Here is a 14067-nt window from a genome sequence, read left to right as displayed (position 1 = left end):
CGGTGTTCCATTGCTGGTCTGTCACCACGCGGCGGTTTTTTTGAAAGGTGCACTGTGATTAATGCAGGTGATCGGGGGCTTCGGCCTCTCTTCGCTTTCCCCGGCGGCTCGGACCGCTTTAACGCAGACTTCTAGGGTTTTTCATGACGCGCTACATATTCGTCACGGGCGGTGTTGTTTCTTCATTGGGGAAAGGCATTGCCTCCGCTTCATTGGCGGCCATCCTGGAGGCGCGGGGGCTTAAAGTCACCATGCTCAAGCTGGACCCGTACATCAACGTCGACCCGGGCACCATGAGCCCGTTCCAGCACGGTGAAGTGTTCGTCACACACGACGGCGCCGAGACCGACCTGGACCTGGGCCACTACGAGCGGTTCATCCGCACGACCATGACCCAGAACAACAACTTCACCACTGGCCGTGTCTACGAGCACGTGCTGCGCAAAGAGCGCCGTGGTGACTACCTGGGTGCAACCATCCAGGTGATCCCGCACATCACCGACGAAATCAAGCGCCGCATCATCAAGGGTGCGGGCGATGCCGACGTGGCGATGGTCGAGATCGGCGGTACCGTGGGTGACATCGAGTCCCAACCGTTCCTCGAAGCCATCCGCCAGCTGCGTTTCGAAGTCGGCGCCAAGCGCGCGATGCTGATGCACCTGACCTTGGTACCGTACATCGCCACTGCCGGCGAAACCAAAACCAAGCCAACCCAGCACTCGGTCAAGGAACTGCGTTCCATCGGCCTGCAGCCGGACGTGCTGGTATGCCGCTCCGATCACCCGATCGATATTTCCTCGCGTCGCAAGATCGCGCAGTTCACTAACGTTGAAGAACGTGCGGTGATTGCCCTGGAAGACGCCGACACCATCTACAAGATCCCGGGCATCCTGCATTCGCAGGGCCTGGACGATTTTGTGGTCGAGCGTTTCGGCCTGCAGTGCAACGGCGCGGACCTGTCCGAGTGGGAAGCGGTGGTCGACGCCAAGCTCAACCCCGAGCACGAAGTCACCATCGCCATGGTCGGCAAGTACATGGAATTGCTGGACGCGTACAAGTCGCTGATCGAAGCGATGAGCCACGCCGGTATCAGCAACCGCACCAAGGTCAACCTGCGCTATATCGATTCCGAAGACATCGAGAACCAGGGCACCGCGCTGCTCGAAGGCGTGGATGCGATCCTCGTGCCTGGCGGTTTCGGCCTGCGTGGCGTGGAAGGCAAGATCACCGCCGTGCAGTACGCCCGTGAAAACAAAGTGCCGTACCTGGGTATCTGCCTGGGCATGCAAGTGGCCGTTATCGAGTTCGCCCGTAACGTGCTGGGCTGGAAAGACGCCAACTCCACCGAGTTCGACAGCAAGAGCGGTCACCCGGTCGTGGGCCTGATCACCGAGTGGGAAGACGCCACCGGTGCGGTCGAAGTGCGTACCGAAGCCTCCGATCTGGGTGGCACCATGCGCCTGGGCGCGCAGGATTGCCTGCTGGAGCCGGGCTCGCTGGTTCACGATTGCTACGGTAAGGACGTGATCGTCGAGCGTCACCGCCATCGCTATGAAGTGAACAACAACCTGCTGCCGCAGATCAAAGAAGCCGGCCTGAAAATTTCCGGTCGCTCCGGTGATGGCGCGCTGGTTGAAGTGGTCGAGGCGCCGGATCATCCGTGGTTTGTGGCCTGCCAGTTCCACCCTGAGTTCACCTCGACTCCACGTGATGGTCACCCACTGTTCAGCGGTTTCGTCAAAGCTGCACTGACGCAACATCAGAAAAAGGCGTAAACCTGATGGCCCAGAAGATCATTCGCGTAGGCGACATCGAGATTGCCAACGACAAGCCCATGGTGCTGTTCGGCGGCATGAACGTGCTGGAAAGCCGTGACATGGCGATGCAGGTCTGTGAAGAATACGTGCGGGTTACCCAGAAACTGGGTATTCCTTATGTGTTCAAGGCCAGCTTCGACAAGGCCAACCGTTCGTCCGTAACCTCCTATCGCGGCCCGGGCCTTGAAGAAGGCATGCGGATCTTCCAGGACATCAAGCAAGCCTTCGGCGTGCCGATCATCACCGATGTCCACGAGCCTGAACAGGCTGCCGTGGTCGCCGAGGTGTGCGACATCATCCAGTTGCCGGCCTTCCTGTCGCGCCAGACCGACCTGGTCGTTGCGATGGCCAAGACCGGCGCTGTGATCAATATCAAGAAAGCCCAGTTCCTCGCGCCTCAGGAAATGAAGCACATCCTGAGCAAGTGCGTGGAGGCGGGTAACGACCAGTTGATTCTCTGCGAGCGCGGTTCGAGCTTCGGCTACAACAACCTCGTGGTGGACATGCTCGGTTTCGGCATCATGAAACAGTTCGAATACCCGGTGTTCTTCGATGTGACCCACGCGCTGCAAATGCCCGGCGGTCGCTCGGACTCCGCCGGCGGGCGTCGTGCCCAGGTCACCGACCTGGCCAAGGCGGGCATGAGCCAATCCCTGGCCGGCCTGTTCCTGGAAGCCCACCCGGACCCCGACAATGCCAAGTGCGACGGTCCTTGCGCCCTGCGCCTGGACAAGTTGGAGCCGTTCCTGGCACAGCTCAAGCAGTTGGATGAGCTGGTAAAGAGTTTTCCGACGGTAGAAACCGCATAACTGCGCTTTCTCCGTGCAGGAGCCGAGCTTGCTCGCAATGAGCCCTGAGAGGGCACTATGACTGGCAAGTTTGTTCCAAATATTGCAATGTGCGCGACAAGTTAAATCGAGCGGTATAGAGCGTTTTCGTCAACTTTGGAGTGTTTACAACAATGGCAAAAATCGTCGACATCAAAGGTCGTGAAGTTCTCGACTCCCGTGGCAACCCCACCGTCGAAGCCGACGTGCTTCTCGATAACGGCATCATCGGCAGCGCCTGCGCGCCGTCCGGTGCTTCCACCGGTTCGCGCGAAGCGCTGGAACTGCGTGATGGCGACAAGAGCCGTTACCTGGGCAAGGGTGTCCTCAAGGCAGTAGCCAACATCAATGGCCCGATCCGTGACCTGCTGCTGGGTAAAGACCCGCTGGACCAGAAAGCGCTGGATCACGCGATGATCAAGCTCGACGGCACCGACAACAAAGGCAGCCTGGGCGCTAACGCCATCCTCGCCGTGTCCCTGGCCGCCGCCAAGGCCGCTGCCCAGGATCAGGACCTGCCGCTGTACGCGCACATTGCCAACCTGAACGGCACTCCAGGTGTCTACTCGATGCCGGTGCCGATGATGAACATCATCAACGGTGGCGAGCACGCCGATAATAACGTCGACATCCAGGAATTCATGGTGCAGCCGGTTGGCGCCAAGACCTTCTCCGAAGGCCTGCGCATGGGCACCGAGATTTTCCATCACCTCAAGGCTGTGCTGAAGGCCCGTGGCCTGAGCACCGCGGTCGGTGACGAGGGTGGTTTCGCCCCGAACCTGGCCTCCAACGAAGATGCCCTCAAGGTTATCTCCGAAGCCGTGGCCAACGCCGGCTACACCCTGGGCACCGACGTGACCCTGGCGCTGGACTGCGCGGCCAGTGAATTCTACGAAGACGGCAAGTACAACCTGTCCGGCGAAGGCCAGGTGTTCAACTCCGAAGGTTTTGCCGAGTACCTGAAGGGCCTGACCCAGCGCTACCCGATCATCTCGATCGAAGACGGCCTGGACGAGTCCGACTGGGACGGCTGGAAAATCCTCACCGACAAGATCGGCGAAAAAGTCCAACTGGTGGGCGACGACCTGTTCGTGACCAACACCAAGATCCTGAAAGAAGGCATCGATAAAAAGATCGCCAACTCGATCCTGATCAAGTTCAACCAGATCGGCACCTTGACCGAAACCCTGGAAGCCATCCAGATGGCCAAGGCCGCCGGCTACACCGCCGTAATCTCGCACCGTTCCGGCGAAACCGAAGATTCGACCATTGCCGACCTGGCCGTGGGCACCTCGGCTGGTCAGATCAAGACCGGTTCGCTGTGCCGTTCCGACCGTGTTTCCAAGTACAACCAATTGCTGCGTATCGAAGAGCAACTGGCCGGCAAAGCCAAGTACAACGGTCGCGGCGAGTTTCGCGGCTGAGCGTCACATGGTAAAAAGTCGGCGGATTGCGTCGGAAAACTCACGGCAATGTGAATTTCGGCGTTAATCTGGTGACTATCTAGCACAAGCCTGGTTCTTCCAGGCTTCGTGCTATCAGTTGCTCCAAAAGTGATGCATGGCTGTCTTTTTCCACTGGATACCCGATATTCGATGCGCAGTCCCAATTGGTTGTTTCTCGTCTTGCTCCTGCTGCTGGCTGGCCTGCAGTACCGCCTATGGGTAGGTAACGGCAGCTTCGCGCAGGTAAAAGACCTGACCCAACAAATTGCCGACCAGCACGCCGAAAACGAACGCCTGCTGGAGCGCAACCGCGTCCTCGACGCCGAAGTGCTTGAGTTGAAAAAGGGCACGGAGACCGTTGAAGAACGGGCTCGCCATGAGTTGGGCATGGTCAAGGAGGGTGAAACCCTCTACCAGTTGGCCCAATGAGCTATCGTTTGCCGGCCTTCTGGGCCGTGATTCCTGCCGCGGGCGTCGGTGCCCGTATGGCCGCGGACCGTCCCAAGCAGTACTTGCAATTGGGCGGGCGCACTATTCTTGAACACAGCCTGGGCTGTTTTCTTGACCACCCTCTGCTCAAGGGCCTGGTGGTCAGTCTTGCTGTTGATGATCCGTATTGGCCCAACCTGGCATGTGCCGCTGACCCGCGTATCCAACGTGCGGACGGTGGTTCGCAGCGCTCGGGCTCGGTGCTCAATGCACTGCTGCACCTCAATGCCCTGGGCGCCAGCGATGACGATTGGGTGTTGGTGCATGATGCGGCGCGGCCTAACCTGAGCCGTGATGATCTCGATAAGTTACTGGCTGAGTTGGCGGACGATCCGGTCGGTGGCCTGCTGGCGGTGCCGGCTCGCGATACCCTCAAGCGCGTCGACAAGCAGGGGCGGGTGGTGGAAACCGTCGACCGCAGCTTGATCTGGCAAGCCTATACGCCGCAGATGTTCCGCCTCGGAGCCTTGCACCGCGCGTTGGCCGACAGCCTGGTGGCCAACGCGCTGATCACCGATGAGGCCTCGGCCATGGAATGGTCCGGGCAGGCGCCGCGCTTGATCGAAGGGCGCTCGGACAATATCAAGGTGACCCGGCCGGAAGACCTGGAGTGGCTGCGGCTGCGTTGGGCCAATCGCCGGTAGTCAGTTGCACCGGGTCGAGTTCATCGCAGGCAAGCCAGCTCCCACATTCGATCACGTTCTCCCCCAGGCAACTCGGTCAACTGTGGGAGCTAGGCTTGCCCGCAATGAGGCCCGCCCGGACACCCAATACTCAACCGCTGTACTCCGGCCGCTCGGCCAACCCCTCCTTCAAAAAATCCACCAACTTCCTGACCTTTGGCGACAAATGTCGTTGCTGCGGATACAGCGCCCACACCGCGGTATTCGGTGGTTGATGCGCCTCCAGCAGCGACACCAACGCGCCGCTGTGCAAGTGCTCCAGCACGTAATAGTCCGGCAGTTGGCACAACCCGACCCCTTGCAGCGCCGCATCCAACACGGCTTGTCCACTGTTGCAGCGCCAGTTTCCCTGTACCCGTTGGGAAAATTTGCGCCCGTCCTGGGCCAGTTGCCAGATGTCCGAGCTGCCGATCAGGCAATTGTGCCGACTCAATTCCGACAAGCTATGCGGCCGGCCGTACCGGGCCAGGTAGGACGGTGACGCACACAGGTACATTCGCCGAGGCGCGAGGCGGCTGGCGACCATGCTTGAGTCTTGCAGGCGCCCCAGGCGAATCGCCAGATCGAGGCCTTCGTGCACCAGATCCAGTTGGCGGTTGCTCAGCTCGATATCCACCCGCAGTTGCGGATAAAGCCCCATGAATCGCGTCACCAATGGCACGATAAAACGCTCGCCGTAAGCCACGGCACAGGTCATGCGCAACATGCCCTTGGGTTCGCTGGTCAGGTCGCCCACCGCGCGCAAGGCTTCTTCGCGTCCATCCTGCAGGCGCTGGCAGTGTTGCAGAAAGGTCTGACCGGCCTCTGTCAGTGTGACCTTGCGGGTGCTTCGGTAGAGCAGCCGCGTCTGCAGCCGGTCTTCCAGGCGCGCAACTTGCCGGCTGATATGGGACGACGAAACCCCCAGGCGTTCGGCGGCGGCGGTGAACTGGTTGCATTCGGCGACCGCGACGAACTCATCGATGCCTTCCCAGCGGTTGTCCTGCATGGCGATTATCCCTGTACAGCAATAAAGTTTTGCTTTTGGTCGGATTATTAATCAGCCGGTCATGTTTTACACTCATCGCTTCAGTTTTCAACCCGATGGAGATTTCCGGATGATCAAGTCCCGCGCCGCCGTAGCCTTCGAAGCCAAGAAACCCCTTGAGATCGTAGAAGTGGATGTCGCCATGCCAAAGGCCGGCGAAGTACTGTTGCGCGTGGTCGCGTCCGGCGTGTGCCATACCGACGCCTATACGCTGTCGGGCGCCGATCCGGAAGGCATCTTCCCGTCCATCCTTGGCCATGAGGGCGGTGCGGTGGTCGAGGCCATCGGCGAGGGCGTGACTTCAGTAGCGGTGGGTGACCATGTGATCCCGCTGTACACCCCGGAATGCGGCCAGTGCAAATTCTGTCGCTCGGGCAAGACCAACCTGTGCCAGGCCATTCGCGCCACCCAGGGCAAAGGCTTGATGCCCGATGGCACTACGCGTTTCTCCTACAAAGGGCAGCCGATTTTCCACTACATGGGCACCTCGACGTTTTCCGAGTACACCGTGCTCCCGGAAATTTCCGTGGCCAAGATTCCTAAAGAAGCACCGTTGGAAAAGGTCTGCCTGCTCGGTTGCGGCGTCACCACCGGTATCGGTGCGGTGCTCAACACCGCCAAGGTCAAGCCAGGCGACACCGTGGCCATCTTCGGCCTGGGGGGCATTGGCCTGTCTGCGGTGATCGGGGCGGTCAAGGCCAAGGCCGGACGTATCATCGCCATCGACATTAACCCGGCCAAGTTCGAAATCGCCAAGCAACTGGGTGCAACCGACTGCATTAACCCGAAAGACTACGACCGCCCGATCCAGGACGTGATCGTCGACCTGACGGATGGCGGCGTGGATTTTTCCTTCGAGTGCATCGGCAACGTCCAATTGATGCGGGCTGCGCTTGAGTGCTGCCACAAAGGCTGGGGCGAATCGGTGATCATCGGCGTAGCCGGGGCCGGCCAGGAAATCGCTACCCGTCCGTTCCAACTGGTCACCGGTCGCGTCTGGCGCGGTTCGGCGTTTGGCGGCGTACGCGGTCGCAGCGAATTGCCAAGCTACGTGGAAATGGCCCAGACCGGCGAAATCCCCCTGGATACCTTCATCACCCACACCATGGGCCTGGAAGATATCAACAAAGCGTTTGACCTTATGCATGAAGGCAAGAGCATTCGTACCGTCATTCACTTTTGAAGCAGCGGCAAGCGGCGAGCTATCAGCAGCAAGTGGGTGTACGCCTTACTTGCCGTTTGAAGCTTGCCACTTGCAGCTGGGAGCACTCCCATGACCCTGGAAAATATCTCCTGCCAGAAGAGTTTTGGCGGCTGGCACAAACGCTACAAACACAATTCCCACGTGCTCGGTTGCGACATGACCTTCGCCGTCTACCTGCCGCCGCAAGCGGAGCAGGGCGGCAAGCTGCCGGTGCTGTACTGGCTGTCCGGCCTGACCTGCACCGATGAGAACTTCATGCAGAAAGCCGGTGCCCAGCGCATGGCGGCGGAACTGGGGTTGATCATCGTGGCGCCGGACACCAGCCCCCGAGGCCCCGGCGTGCCGGGTGATCCTGACAACGCCTGGGACTTCGGCCTCGGCGCCGGCTTCTACCTGAACGCCACCCAGGAACCCTGGGCCAAGCACTATCGGATGCATGACTACGTGGTGCAGGAATTGCCGGCGTTGGTGGAGGCACACTTCCCGGCGTCCGATAAGCGCGGCATCAGCGGCCACTCCATGGGCGGACATGGCGCATTGGTGTGTGCGTTGCGCAACCCGGAGCGTTACCTTTCAGTGTCGGCTTTTTCGCCGATCAGCAACCCCATGGACTGCCCATGGGGCCAGAAAGCCTTTTCCCGCTATCTGGGCGAAGAACGTTCCAAATGGCGTGAGTGGGATGCCTGCGTGCTGATCAGCGAAACCTCGCACAAACTTCCATTGCTGGTAGATCAAGGCGATCGCGACGATTTCCTCGCCGTGCAGCTCAAGCCTGAAGCGCTGCGCCAGGCCGCGAAGGCGGCCAACCATCCGCTGGAACTGCGCCTGCAACCAGGCTACGACCACAGCTACTTTTTCATTGCCAGCTTCATCGAAGATCATTTGCGGCATCACGCACGTGCTTTGCTCGGTTAATGTGAGAAAAAAGTAGGTAGAATCACGCCCTGAATTAAATCGGGGCGTTTTTTTATGCGTATTGGCCACGGCTACGATGTGCACCGTTTCGCTGAGGGCGATTTCATTACCCTGGGCGGTGTGCGCATTGCGCACCACCACGGATTGCTGGCGCATTCCGACGGCGATGTCGTCCTGCATGCCTTGAGCGATGCATTGCTCGGCGCGGCGGCATTGGGTGATATCGGCAAGCACTTCCCAGACACCGACCCCACTTTCAAGGGCGCCGACAGCCGCGTGCTGCTGCGCCATGTGGTCGGCCTGATCCATGCCAAAGGCTGGAAGGTCGGCAATGTCGATAACACCATTGTCGCCCAGGCACCGAAAATGGCGCCCCATATCGAATCGATGCGTGTACTGATAGCCGCAGACCTGCAAATTGAAGTGGATCAAGTCAACGTGAAAGCCACCACCACCGAAAAACTCGGGTTCACCGGTCGTGAAGAGGGCATCGCGGTGCACTCCGTCGCCTTGTTGCTGCGCGCATGACTGACCTGCAACTGCTGGGCCCGCGGGCCTATGGCGAAGCGCTGGGCAGCGCGGTACTGAAAGCCACGGCCGAAGACTTCCAAGTGGACGAAGTGCTCGACATCCCGCTGACCGGCGAGGGCGAGCACCTGTGGCTGTGGGTGGAAAAGCGCGGCTTGAACACCGAAGAGGCGGCGCGGCGGATAGCCAAGGCGGCCGGCGTGCCGTTGCGCACTGTCAGCTATGCCGGACTCAAGGATCGCCAGGCGCTGACCCGACAGTGGTTCAGCGTGCAATTGCCGGGCAGGGCCGACCCGGACATGAGCGCGGCGCAAAACGACAGCCTCACCATCCTCAAAACCGCGCGCCATAAACGCAAGCTGCAGCGCGGCGCGCATTCGGCCAACGGCTTCACCTTGCGTCTGACTCAATTGGCCGCGGATACCGCCGCGATCGACGCCCGCTTGCAGCAGATCGCCAAGCACGGCATCCCCAACTATTTCGGTGCCCAGCGCTTTGGGCATAACGGTGGCAACGTCGTCGACGCTCGCGACTGGGCGGCGCGCAAGGCCTTGCCCGAGCAGCGCAATGTGCGCTCGCGGCTGCTGTCCACCGCGCGCAGTTTCCTGTTCAACAAAGTCCTGGCGGCGCGAGTCGCCGACGGCTCCTGGCAGCGCGCCCAGGTGGGCGATTTGCTCGCCTTTACCGACAGCCGCAGTTTTTTTCCGGCCGGTGAAGCCGAGTGCAGCGATCCGCGCCTGGCGATCCTGGACCTGCACCCGACGGGGCCGCAGTGGGGCGAGGGCGATTCACCTGCCGCGGGTGCCACCTTCGAGCTGGAACAGGCGGTCGCCGCCAGTGAGGCCGACCTGCGCGATTGGCTGGTCAAGGCGGGCATGAGCCAGGAACGTCGCATTCTTCGACTGCCCATTAGCGGGTTGACGTGGCATTATCCCCGGCCTGACATTCTGCAATTGGAATTCGTCCTGCCGGCCGGATGCTTCGCCACTGTCTTGGTGCGCGAGCTTGTTGATCTGGTGCCGGTGGGGCAGACGGACAGCCCATGCGTATTCTGATATCAAACGATGACGGTGCCACCGCACCCGGCCTTGCCGCGCTCCATGCCGCGCTGCAGGATTACGCCGAGTGCATAGTGGTCGCCCCCGACCAGGACAGGAGCGGCGCCAGCAGTTCGCTGACGCTCGACCGTCCCCTGCACCCGCAGGTTCTGGCCAATGGCTTTATCAGCGTGAACGGCACCCCTACCGACTGCGTACACCTGGCGATCAACAGCCTGTTGGAGCAGGAGCCGGATCTGGTGGTGTCGGGCATCAACCTCGGCGCCAATCTGGGCGATGACGTGCTGTATTCCGGCACCGTGGCCGCTGCCCTGGAAGGGCGTTTCCTGGGGCGCACCTCGTTCGCCTTCTCCTTCGCCTCACGCCAGCTCGACAACCTGCCGACCGCCGCCCATTTTGCGCGCCTGATGGTGGAGGCCCACGCTTCCTTGGACCTGCCGCCGCGCACGGTGCTGAACGTCAACGTTCCCAACCTGCCGTTGGACCATATTCGTGGTATCCAGCTCACGCGCCTGGGCCACCGCGCCCGCGCGGCGGCGCCGTTGAAGGTGGTGGACCCGCGTGGCAGGGAGGGTTATTGGATCGCGGCCGCCGGCGACGCCGAAGATGGCGGCCCCGGCACGGATTTTCACGCGGTAATGCAAGGTTATGTGTCGATTACACCATTGCAACTCGATCGCACCTTCAGTGATGCCTTCAGTGGTCTCGATGGCTGGCTGGAGGGGTTGCGCTGATGGCACGTGAACAAGACGATCTATTGCGTCGCGGCATCGGTATGACCTCCCAGCGTACCCGCGAGCGGCTGATCCAGCGTCTCTACGAAGAGGGACTGTCCAACGCCCAAGTGCTGGAAGTGATCCGGCGCACGCCGCGGCACCTGTTTGTCGATGAGGCCCTGGCCCATCGCGCCTATGAAGACACCGCGCTGCCCATCGGGCATAACCAGACGATTTCCCAGCCGTACATGGTGGCGCGCATGAGCGAGCTGCTGTTGGCGGCGGGCCCGTTGGACAAGGTGCTGGAAATCGGCACCGGTTCCGGTTACCAGACGGCGGTGCTGTCGCAGCTGGTGGAACGGGTGTTTTCGGTGGAGCGCATCAAGGTGTTGCAGGACCGCGCCAAGGAGCGCCTGGTTGAGCTGAACCTGCGCAACGTGGTGTTTCGTTGGGGGGACGGCTGGGAAGGCTGGCCGGCGCTGGCGCCGTATAACGGCATTATCGTCACCGCCGTGGCCACCGACGTGCCGCAGGCCCTGCTCGACCAATTGGCACCGGGTGGGCGCCTGGTCATTCCGGTCGGCTCCGGCGAAGTGCAGCAACTGATGCTTATCGTTCGTGAGGATGAAGGCTTTTCCCGGCATATCCTGGGAGCCGTGCGCTTTGTGCCGTTGCTCAACGGCCCGCTGGCCTGATCTATTTGCGCGGCCAGTGAATTCTGCTGGCGCGGATGTGTCTTACGGCGGGGTCTATGAAGTCAGCATGATGGGTGGATACATTCGGCATTCTCAAAGATTCGTTTCGCACGCGTGCCGGTAAAACTTCAATGCCCAGTTATACTTGCGTCATCTTTCCAGCCTGATACAGGCGTCCATGTTCAGCCACCACAAAGGGAGCGGCGGGTGAGTCTCACAGGTCTTGCGCAGCGTATGAGTAAAACAAGTTTTCAGCGACTGGTGCTTGGCCTCGTCTTCAGTTCCGTGTTGGTCGGCTGCTCCAGCTCGCCAAGCAGTGGCGCACGAGTCGTTGACCGCAACAGCTCGGTACCGCAAAAACCTACCGTCACCACTGGACAATACGTGGTACGCAAGGGCGATACGTTGTTCTCCATTGCCTTCCGTTATGGCTGGGACTACAAGGCGCTCGCAGCTAGAAACAATATTCCCGTGCCGTATACGATTCATCCAGGCCAGACCATTCGCTTCGATGGGCGTAGCGGTTCTGCGCCTACGACAGTTGTGACAACCTCTGGATCTTCGGCCTCGTCGTCCAGCAAGACCACCATCACTACGCGGCCTGCAGGCACGGCGGTGCCGACCCCCGCAAACAAGCCGGCGCCCGCGCCGTTGCCACCTGCGGGGCCTGCGCCGACCGGTTGGGGATGGCCCTCAAACGGAGTGTTGATTGGAAAATTCTCTTCAAACGGTAGTTTGAATAAAGGCATTGATATCGCCGGGGATTTGGGACAGCCTGTTTTAGCTGCGTCTGATGGGACAGTGGTGTACGCCGGGAGTGGTCTACGGGGTTACGGCGAACTCGTCATCATCAAACACAGTGACACCTACGTCAGTGCTTACGGTCACAACCGCAGGCTGTTGGTTCGGGAGGGACAGCAGGTCAAAGTCGGACAGACAATTGCCGAAATGGGGTCAACTGGTACGGACCGGGTGAAACTGCACTTTGAGATTCGCCGTCAAGGGAAGCCTGTAGATCCATTGCAATTCCTACCCCGTCGTTGATGTGTTGCCAGCCTGTTCCTAGCGTAGAAGGAACAGGCTCCAGCGTTGCCAAGGATAAAGGCGTCGCTTGAGCTTGAGGTCGAACTCACCAAAGGACTATAACAATGGCTCTCAGTAAAGAAGCGCCGGAGTTTGACATCGACGATGAGGTTCTCCTTATGGAGACCAGCATCGCTATGGAATCGATGTCGAATGAGGGACCTGCTACACCTTCAGTTCGAACCAAATCCAAGAACTCCTCCGCGTTAAAGCAACACAAATACATTGATTACACCCGGGCGCTTGATGCGACCCAGCTGTACCTCAATGAAATCGGCTTTTCCCCTCTGCTTACCCCTGAAGAGGAAGTCCATTTTGCGCGCTTGTCGCAAAAAGGCGATCCGGCTGGGCGCAAGCGCATGATTGAAAGCAACCTGCGGCTGGTAGTGAAAATTGCCCGGCGCTACGTCAATCGTGGGCTGTCCCTGTTGGACCTGATCGAGGAGGGCAATCTTGGCCTGATTCGAGCAGTGGAAAAGTTCGATCCTGAACGCGGCTTCCGTTTTTCGACCTACGCCACCTGGTGGATTCGTCAGACCATCGAACGGGCGATCATGAATCAGACCCGCACGATCCGGTTGCCGATCCATGTGGTCAAAGAGCTCAACGTCTACCTGCGGGCGGCGCGTGAGCTGACACAAAAACTCGATCATGAACCCTCACCCGAAGAAATCGCCAACCTGCTGGAAAAACCGGTAGCGGAGGTCAAGCGCATGCTTGGTCTTAACGAGCGCGTGTCTTCGGTCGACGTCTCGCTGGGTCCGGATTCGGATAAAACCCTGCTGGACACCCTCACGGATGATCGCCCGACAGACCCTTGTGAGCTGTTGCAGGACGATGATCTTTCCCAAAGCATTGACCAGTGGTTGTCTGAACTTACGGACAAACAGCGTGAAGTGGTGATTCGCCGCTTCGGCCTGCGCGGCCATGAGAGCAGTACCTTGGAGGATGTAGGCCTGGAGATCGGTCTGACCCGCGAGCGGGTGCGGCAGATCCAGGTTGAAGGGCTCAAGCGCCTGCGTGAGATCCTGGAGAAAAATGGCCTGTCGAGTGAATCGCTGTTTCAATAGCGTCTGCTTGAATGCCTGAATGTGGGAGGGGGCTTGCCCCCGATAGCGGTGTGACAGTCAATGCAAATGTGACTGCTGACCCGCCATCGGGGCTAGCCCCCTTCCACATTTTTATTTCAGGCATCAAGTGGGTTTGGATACCAAATCGCAGGCATAAAAAAACCCCGCTTTTAAGGGCGGGGTCTTTTCGACTAAGTCAGTACAAGTTAGATAACTTGAACTTCTTCAGCTTGCATGCCTTTCTGACCGCGGGTAGCGATGAAAGAAACCTGTTGGCCTTCTTTCAGGCTTTTGAAGCCGTCGGATTGGATAGCTTTGAAGTGAACGAACAGGTCGTCACCGGATTGTGGAGTGATGAAGCCGAAGCCTTTTTCATCGTTGAACCACTTAACGGTACCAGTTTGGCGATTAGACATGGTGTATCTCCTTGGACAAAGTTAACTGCGACTCAGGAAAAGCCCTGGCCGAGACTGAGTGCAAAGAGCAGGAAAAATTCTTGGAGATGGTTGG

Annotated in this window: 15 protein-coding genes; 13 read left to right on the top strand and 2 right to left on the bottom strand. The window is 59.7% G+C overall.

The features are described 5' to 3' along the window. Nucleotides 1-143: 143 nt before the first annotated feature. The 5 genes from pyrG to ispD all read left to right on the top strand — a co-directional run bounded on the left by pyrG (nucleotide 144) and on the right by ispD (nucleotide 5222). Nucleotides 144-1775 carry a CTP synthase gene (gene pyrG / locus QRN10_RS01510; RefSeq protein ID WP_071488807.1) on the top strand — a complete coding sequence of 544 codons (1632 nt, stop codon included), beginning with the start codon at nucleotides 144-146 and terminating at the stop codon, nucleotides 1773-1775. 5 nt (nucleotides 1776-1780) lie between these two features. Continuing rightward, entirely contained in the window at nucleotides 1781-2626 is an 846-nt protein-coding gene (kdsA, locus tag QRN10_RS01505) for a 3-deoxy-8-phosphooctulonate synthase (protein ID WP_003189190.1), read from the top strand. Between the two features lie 152 nt (nucleotides 2627-2778). Then, nucleotides 2779-4068, top strand: a complete 1290-nt coding sequence (gene eno / locus QRN10_RS01500; protein WP_181079292.1) for a phosphopyruvate hydratase — start codon at nucleotides 2779-2781, stop codon at nucleotides 4066-4068. A gap of 171 nt (nucleotides 4069-4239) precedes the next feature. Next, nucleotides 4240-4518 (top strand): cell division protein FtsB, encoded by a 279-nt coding sequence (gene ftsB / locus QRN10_RS01495; RefSeq protein ID WP_003172294.1) that lies wholly within the window; start codon nucleotides 4240-4242, stop codon nucleotides 4516-4518. Then, nucleotides 4515-5222: a 2-C-methyl-D-erythritol 4-phosphate cytidylyltransferase gene (gene ispD / locus QRN10_RS01490; protein ID WP_253510942.1), complete on the top strand. Its 708-nt coding sequence runs from the start codon at nucleotides 4515-4517 to the stop codon at nucleotides 5220-5222. Before ftsB ends, ispD begins: the two co-directional genes overlap by 4 nt. Before the next feature lie 130 nt (nucleotides 5223-5352). On the opposite strand, the gene QRN10_RS01485 is transcribed toward ispD, so the two are convergent. Continuing rightward, complete coding sequence (locus tag QRN10_RS01485; RefSeq protein ID WP_285427738.1) at nucleotides 5353-6249, bottom strand: LysR substrate-binding domain-containing protein; 897 nt, start codon at nucleotides 6247-6249, stop codon at nucleotides 5353-5355. A gap of 109 nt (nucleotides 6250-6358) precedes the next feature. On the opposite strand from QRN10_RS01485, the gene QRN10_RS01480 reads away from it, so the two are divergent. The 8 genes from QRN10_RS01480 (at nucleotide 6359) to rpoS (ending at nucleotide 13557) form a co-directional block, all read left to right on the top strand. Continuing rightward, nucleotides 6359-7471 (top strand): S-(hydroxymethyl)glutathione dehydrogenase/class III alcohol dehydrogenase, encoded by a 1113-nt coding sequence (locus tag QRN10_RS01480; RefSeq protein WP_285427737.1) that lies wholly within the window; start codon nucleotides 6359-6361, stop codon nucleotides 7469-7471. A 90-nt stretch (nucleotides 7472-7561) separates the two neighbouring features. Continuing rightward, entirely contained in the window at nucleotides 7562-8407 is an 846-nt protein-coding gene (gene fghA / locus QRN10_RS01475; protein WP_285427736.1) for an S-formylglutathione hydrolase, read from the top strand. Between the two features lie 54 nt (nucleotides 8408-8461). Then, nucleotides 8462-8935, top strand: coding sequence for a 2-C-methyl-D-erythritol 2,4-cyclodiphosphate synthase (gene ispF / locus QRN10_RS01470; protein ID WP_285427735.1), 474 nt, complete (start codon nucleotides 8462-8464; stop codon nucleotides 8933-8935). Then, on the top strand, nucleotides 8932-9990 hold the full coding sequence (truD, locus tag QRN10_RS01465; protein ID WP_285427734.1) for a tRNA pseudouridine(13) synthase TruD: 1059 nt from the start codon (nucleotides 8932-8934) through the stop codon (nucleotides 9988-9990). Before ispF ends, truD begins: the two co-directional genes overlap by 4 nt. After that, complete coding sequence (gene surE, locus QRN10_RS01460; RefSeq protein WP_181079309.1) at nucleotides 9978-10727, top strand: 5'/3'-nucleotidase SurE; 750 nt, start codon at nucleotides 9978-9980, stop codon at nucleotides 10725-10727. The genes truD and surE overlap by 13 nt, the downstream gene beginning before the upstream one ends. Before the next feature lie 41 nt (nucleotides 10728-10768). After that, nucleotides 10769-11404 carry a protein-L-isoaspartate(D-aspartate) O-methyltransferase gene (locus QRN10_RS01455; protein ID WP_181079416.1) on the top strand — a complete coding sequence of 212 codons (636 nt, stop codon included), beginning with the start codon at nucleotides 10769-10771 and terminating at the stop codon, nucleotides 11402-11404. 207 nt (nucleotides 11405-11611) lie between these two features. After that, on the top strand, nucleotides 11612-12448 hold the full coding sequence (locus QRN10_RS01450; protein WP_181079312.1) for a peptidoglycan DD-metalloendopeptidase family protein: 837 nt from the start codon (nucleotides 11612-11614) through the stop codon (nucleotides 12446-12448). A 104-nt stretch (nucleotides 12449-12552) separates the two neighbouring features. Then, on the top strand, nucleotides 12553-13557 hold the full coding sequence (gene rpoS / locus QRN10_RS01445) for an RNA polymerase sigma factor RpoS (protein WP_181079314.1): 1005 nt from the start codon (nucleotides 12553-12555) through the stop codon (nucleotides 13555-13557). 206 nt (nucleotides 13558-13763) lie between these two features. Here the strand turns inward: rpoS and QRN10_RS01440 are convergent, their stop codons facing one another. Continuing rightward, the gene (locus QRN10_RS01440) at nucleotides 13764-13973 is read right to left on the bottom strand and encodes a cold-shock protein (protein WP_002554837.1); all 210 of its coding nucleotides are present in this window, start codon (nucleotides 13971-13973) and stop codon (nucleotides 13764-13766) included. Nucleotides 13974-14067 lie beyond the last annotated feature (94 nt).

It is taken from the genome of Pseudomonas sp. lyk4-R2A-8 (assembly GCF_030209095.1).
Lineage (GTDB): Bacteria > Pseudomonadota > Gammaproteobacteria > Pseudomonadales > Pseudomonadaceae > Aquipseudomonas > Aquipseudomonas quebecensis.
The sequence above is the reverse complement of the archived record's forward strand: the minus strand, read 5'-3'. Positions and strand labels throughout refer to the sequence as shown.

What these genes read in the sequence shown, in the direction of transcription:
- fghA (WP_285427736.1), top strand. Translation starts at nt 7,562, where the DNA reads ATGACCCTGGAAAATATCTCCTGCCAGAAGAGTTTTGGCGGCTGGCAC.
- QRN10_RS01455 (WP_181079416.1), top strand. Translation starts at nt 10,769, where the DNA reads ATGACCTCCCAGCGTACCCGCGAGCGGCTGATCCAGCGTCTCTACGAA.
- ispF (WP_285427735.1), top strand. Translation starts at nt 8,462, where the DNA reads ATGCGTATTGGCCACGGCTACGATGTGCACCGTTTCGCTGAGGGCGAT.
- eno (WP_181079292.1), top strand. Translation starts at nt 2,779, where the DNA reads ATGGCAAAAATCGTCGACATCAAAGGTCGTGAAGTTCTCGACTCCCGT.
- QRN10_RS01485 (WP_285427738.1), bottom strand. Translation starts at nt 6,249, where the DNA reads ATGCAGGACAACCGCTGGGAAGGCATCGATGAGTTCGTCGCGGTCGCC.
- ispD (WP_253510942.1), top strand. Translation starts at nt 4,515, where the DNA reads ATGAGCTATCGTTTGCCGGCCTTCTGGGCCGTGATTCCTGCCGCGGGC.
- truD (WP_285427734.1), top strand. Translation starts at nt 8,932, where the DNA reads ATGACTGACCTGCAACTGCTGGGCCCGCGGGCCTATGGCGAAGCGCTG.
- pyrG (WP_071488807.1), top strand. Translation starts at nt 144, where the DNA reads ATGACGCGCTACATATTCGTCACGGGCGGTGTTGTTTCTTCATTGGGG.
- surE (WP_181079309.1), top strand. Translation starts at nt 9,978, where the DNA reads ATGCGTATTCTGATATCAAACGATGACGGTGCCACCGCACCCGGCCTT.
- QRN10_RS01440 (WP_002554837.1), bottom strand. Translation starts at nt 13,973, where the DNA reads ATGTCTAATCGCCAAACTGGTACCGTTAAGTGGTTCAACGATGAAAAA.
- ftsB (WP_003172294.1), top strand. Translation starts at nt 4,240, where the DNA reads ATGCGCAGTCCCAATTGGTTGTTTCTCGTCTTGCTCCTGCTGCTGGCT.
- kdsA (WP_003189190.1), top strand. Translation starts at nt 1,781, where the DNA reads ATGGCCCAGAAGATCATTCGCGTAGGCGACATCGAGATTGCCAACGAC.
- rpoS (WP_181079314.1), top strand. Translation starts at nt 12,553, where the DNA reads ATGGCTCTCAGTAAAGAAGCGCCGGAGTTTGACATCGACGATGAGGTT.
- QRN10_RS01480 (WP_285427737.1), top strand. Translation starts at nt 6,359, where the DNA reads ATGATCAAGTCCCGCGCCGCCGTAGCCTTCGAAGCCAAGAAACCCCTT.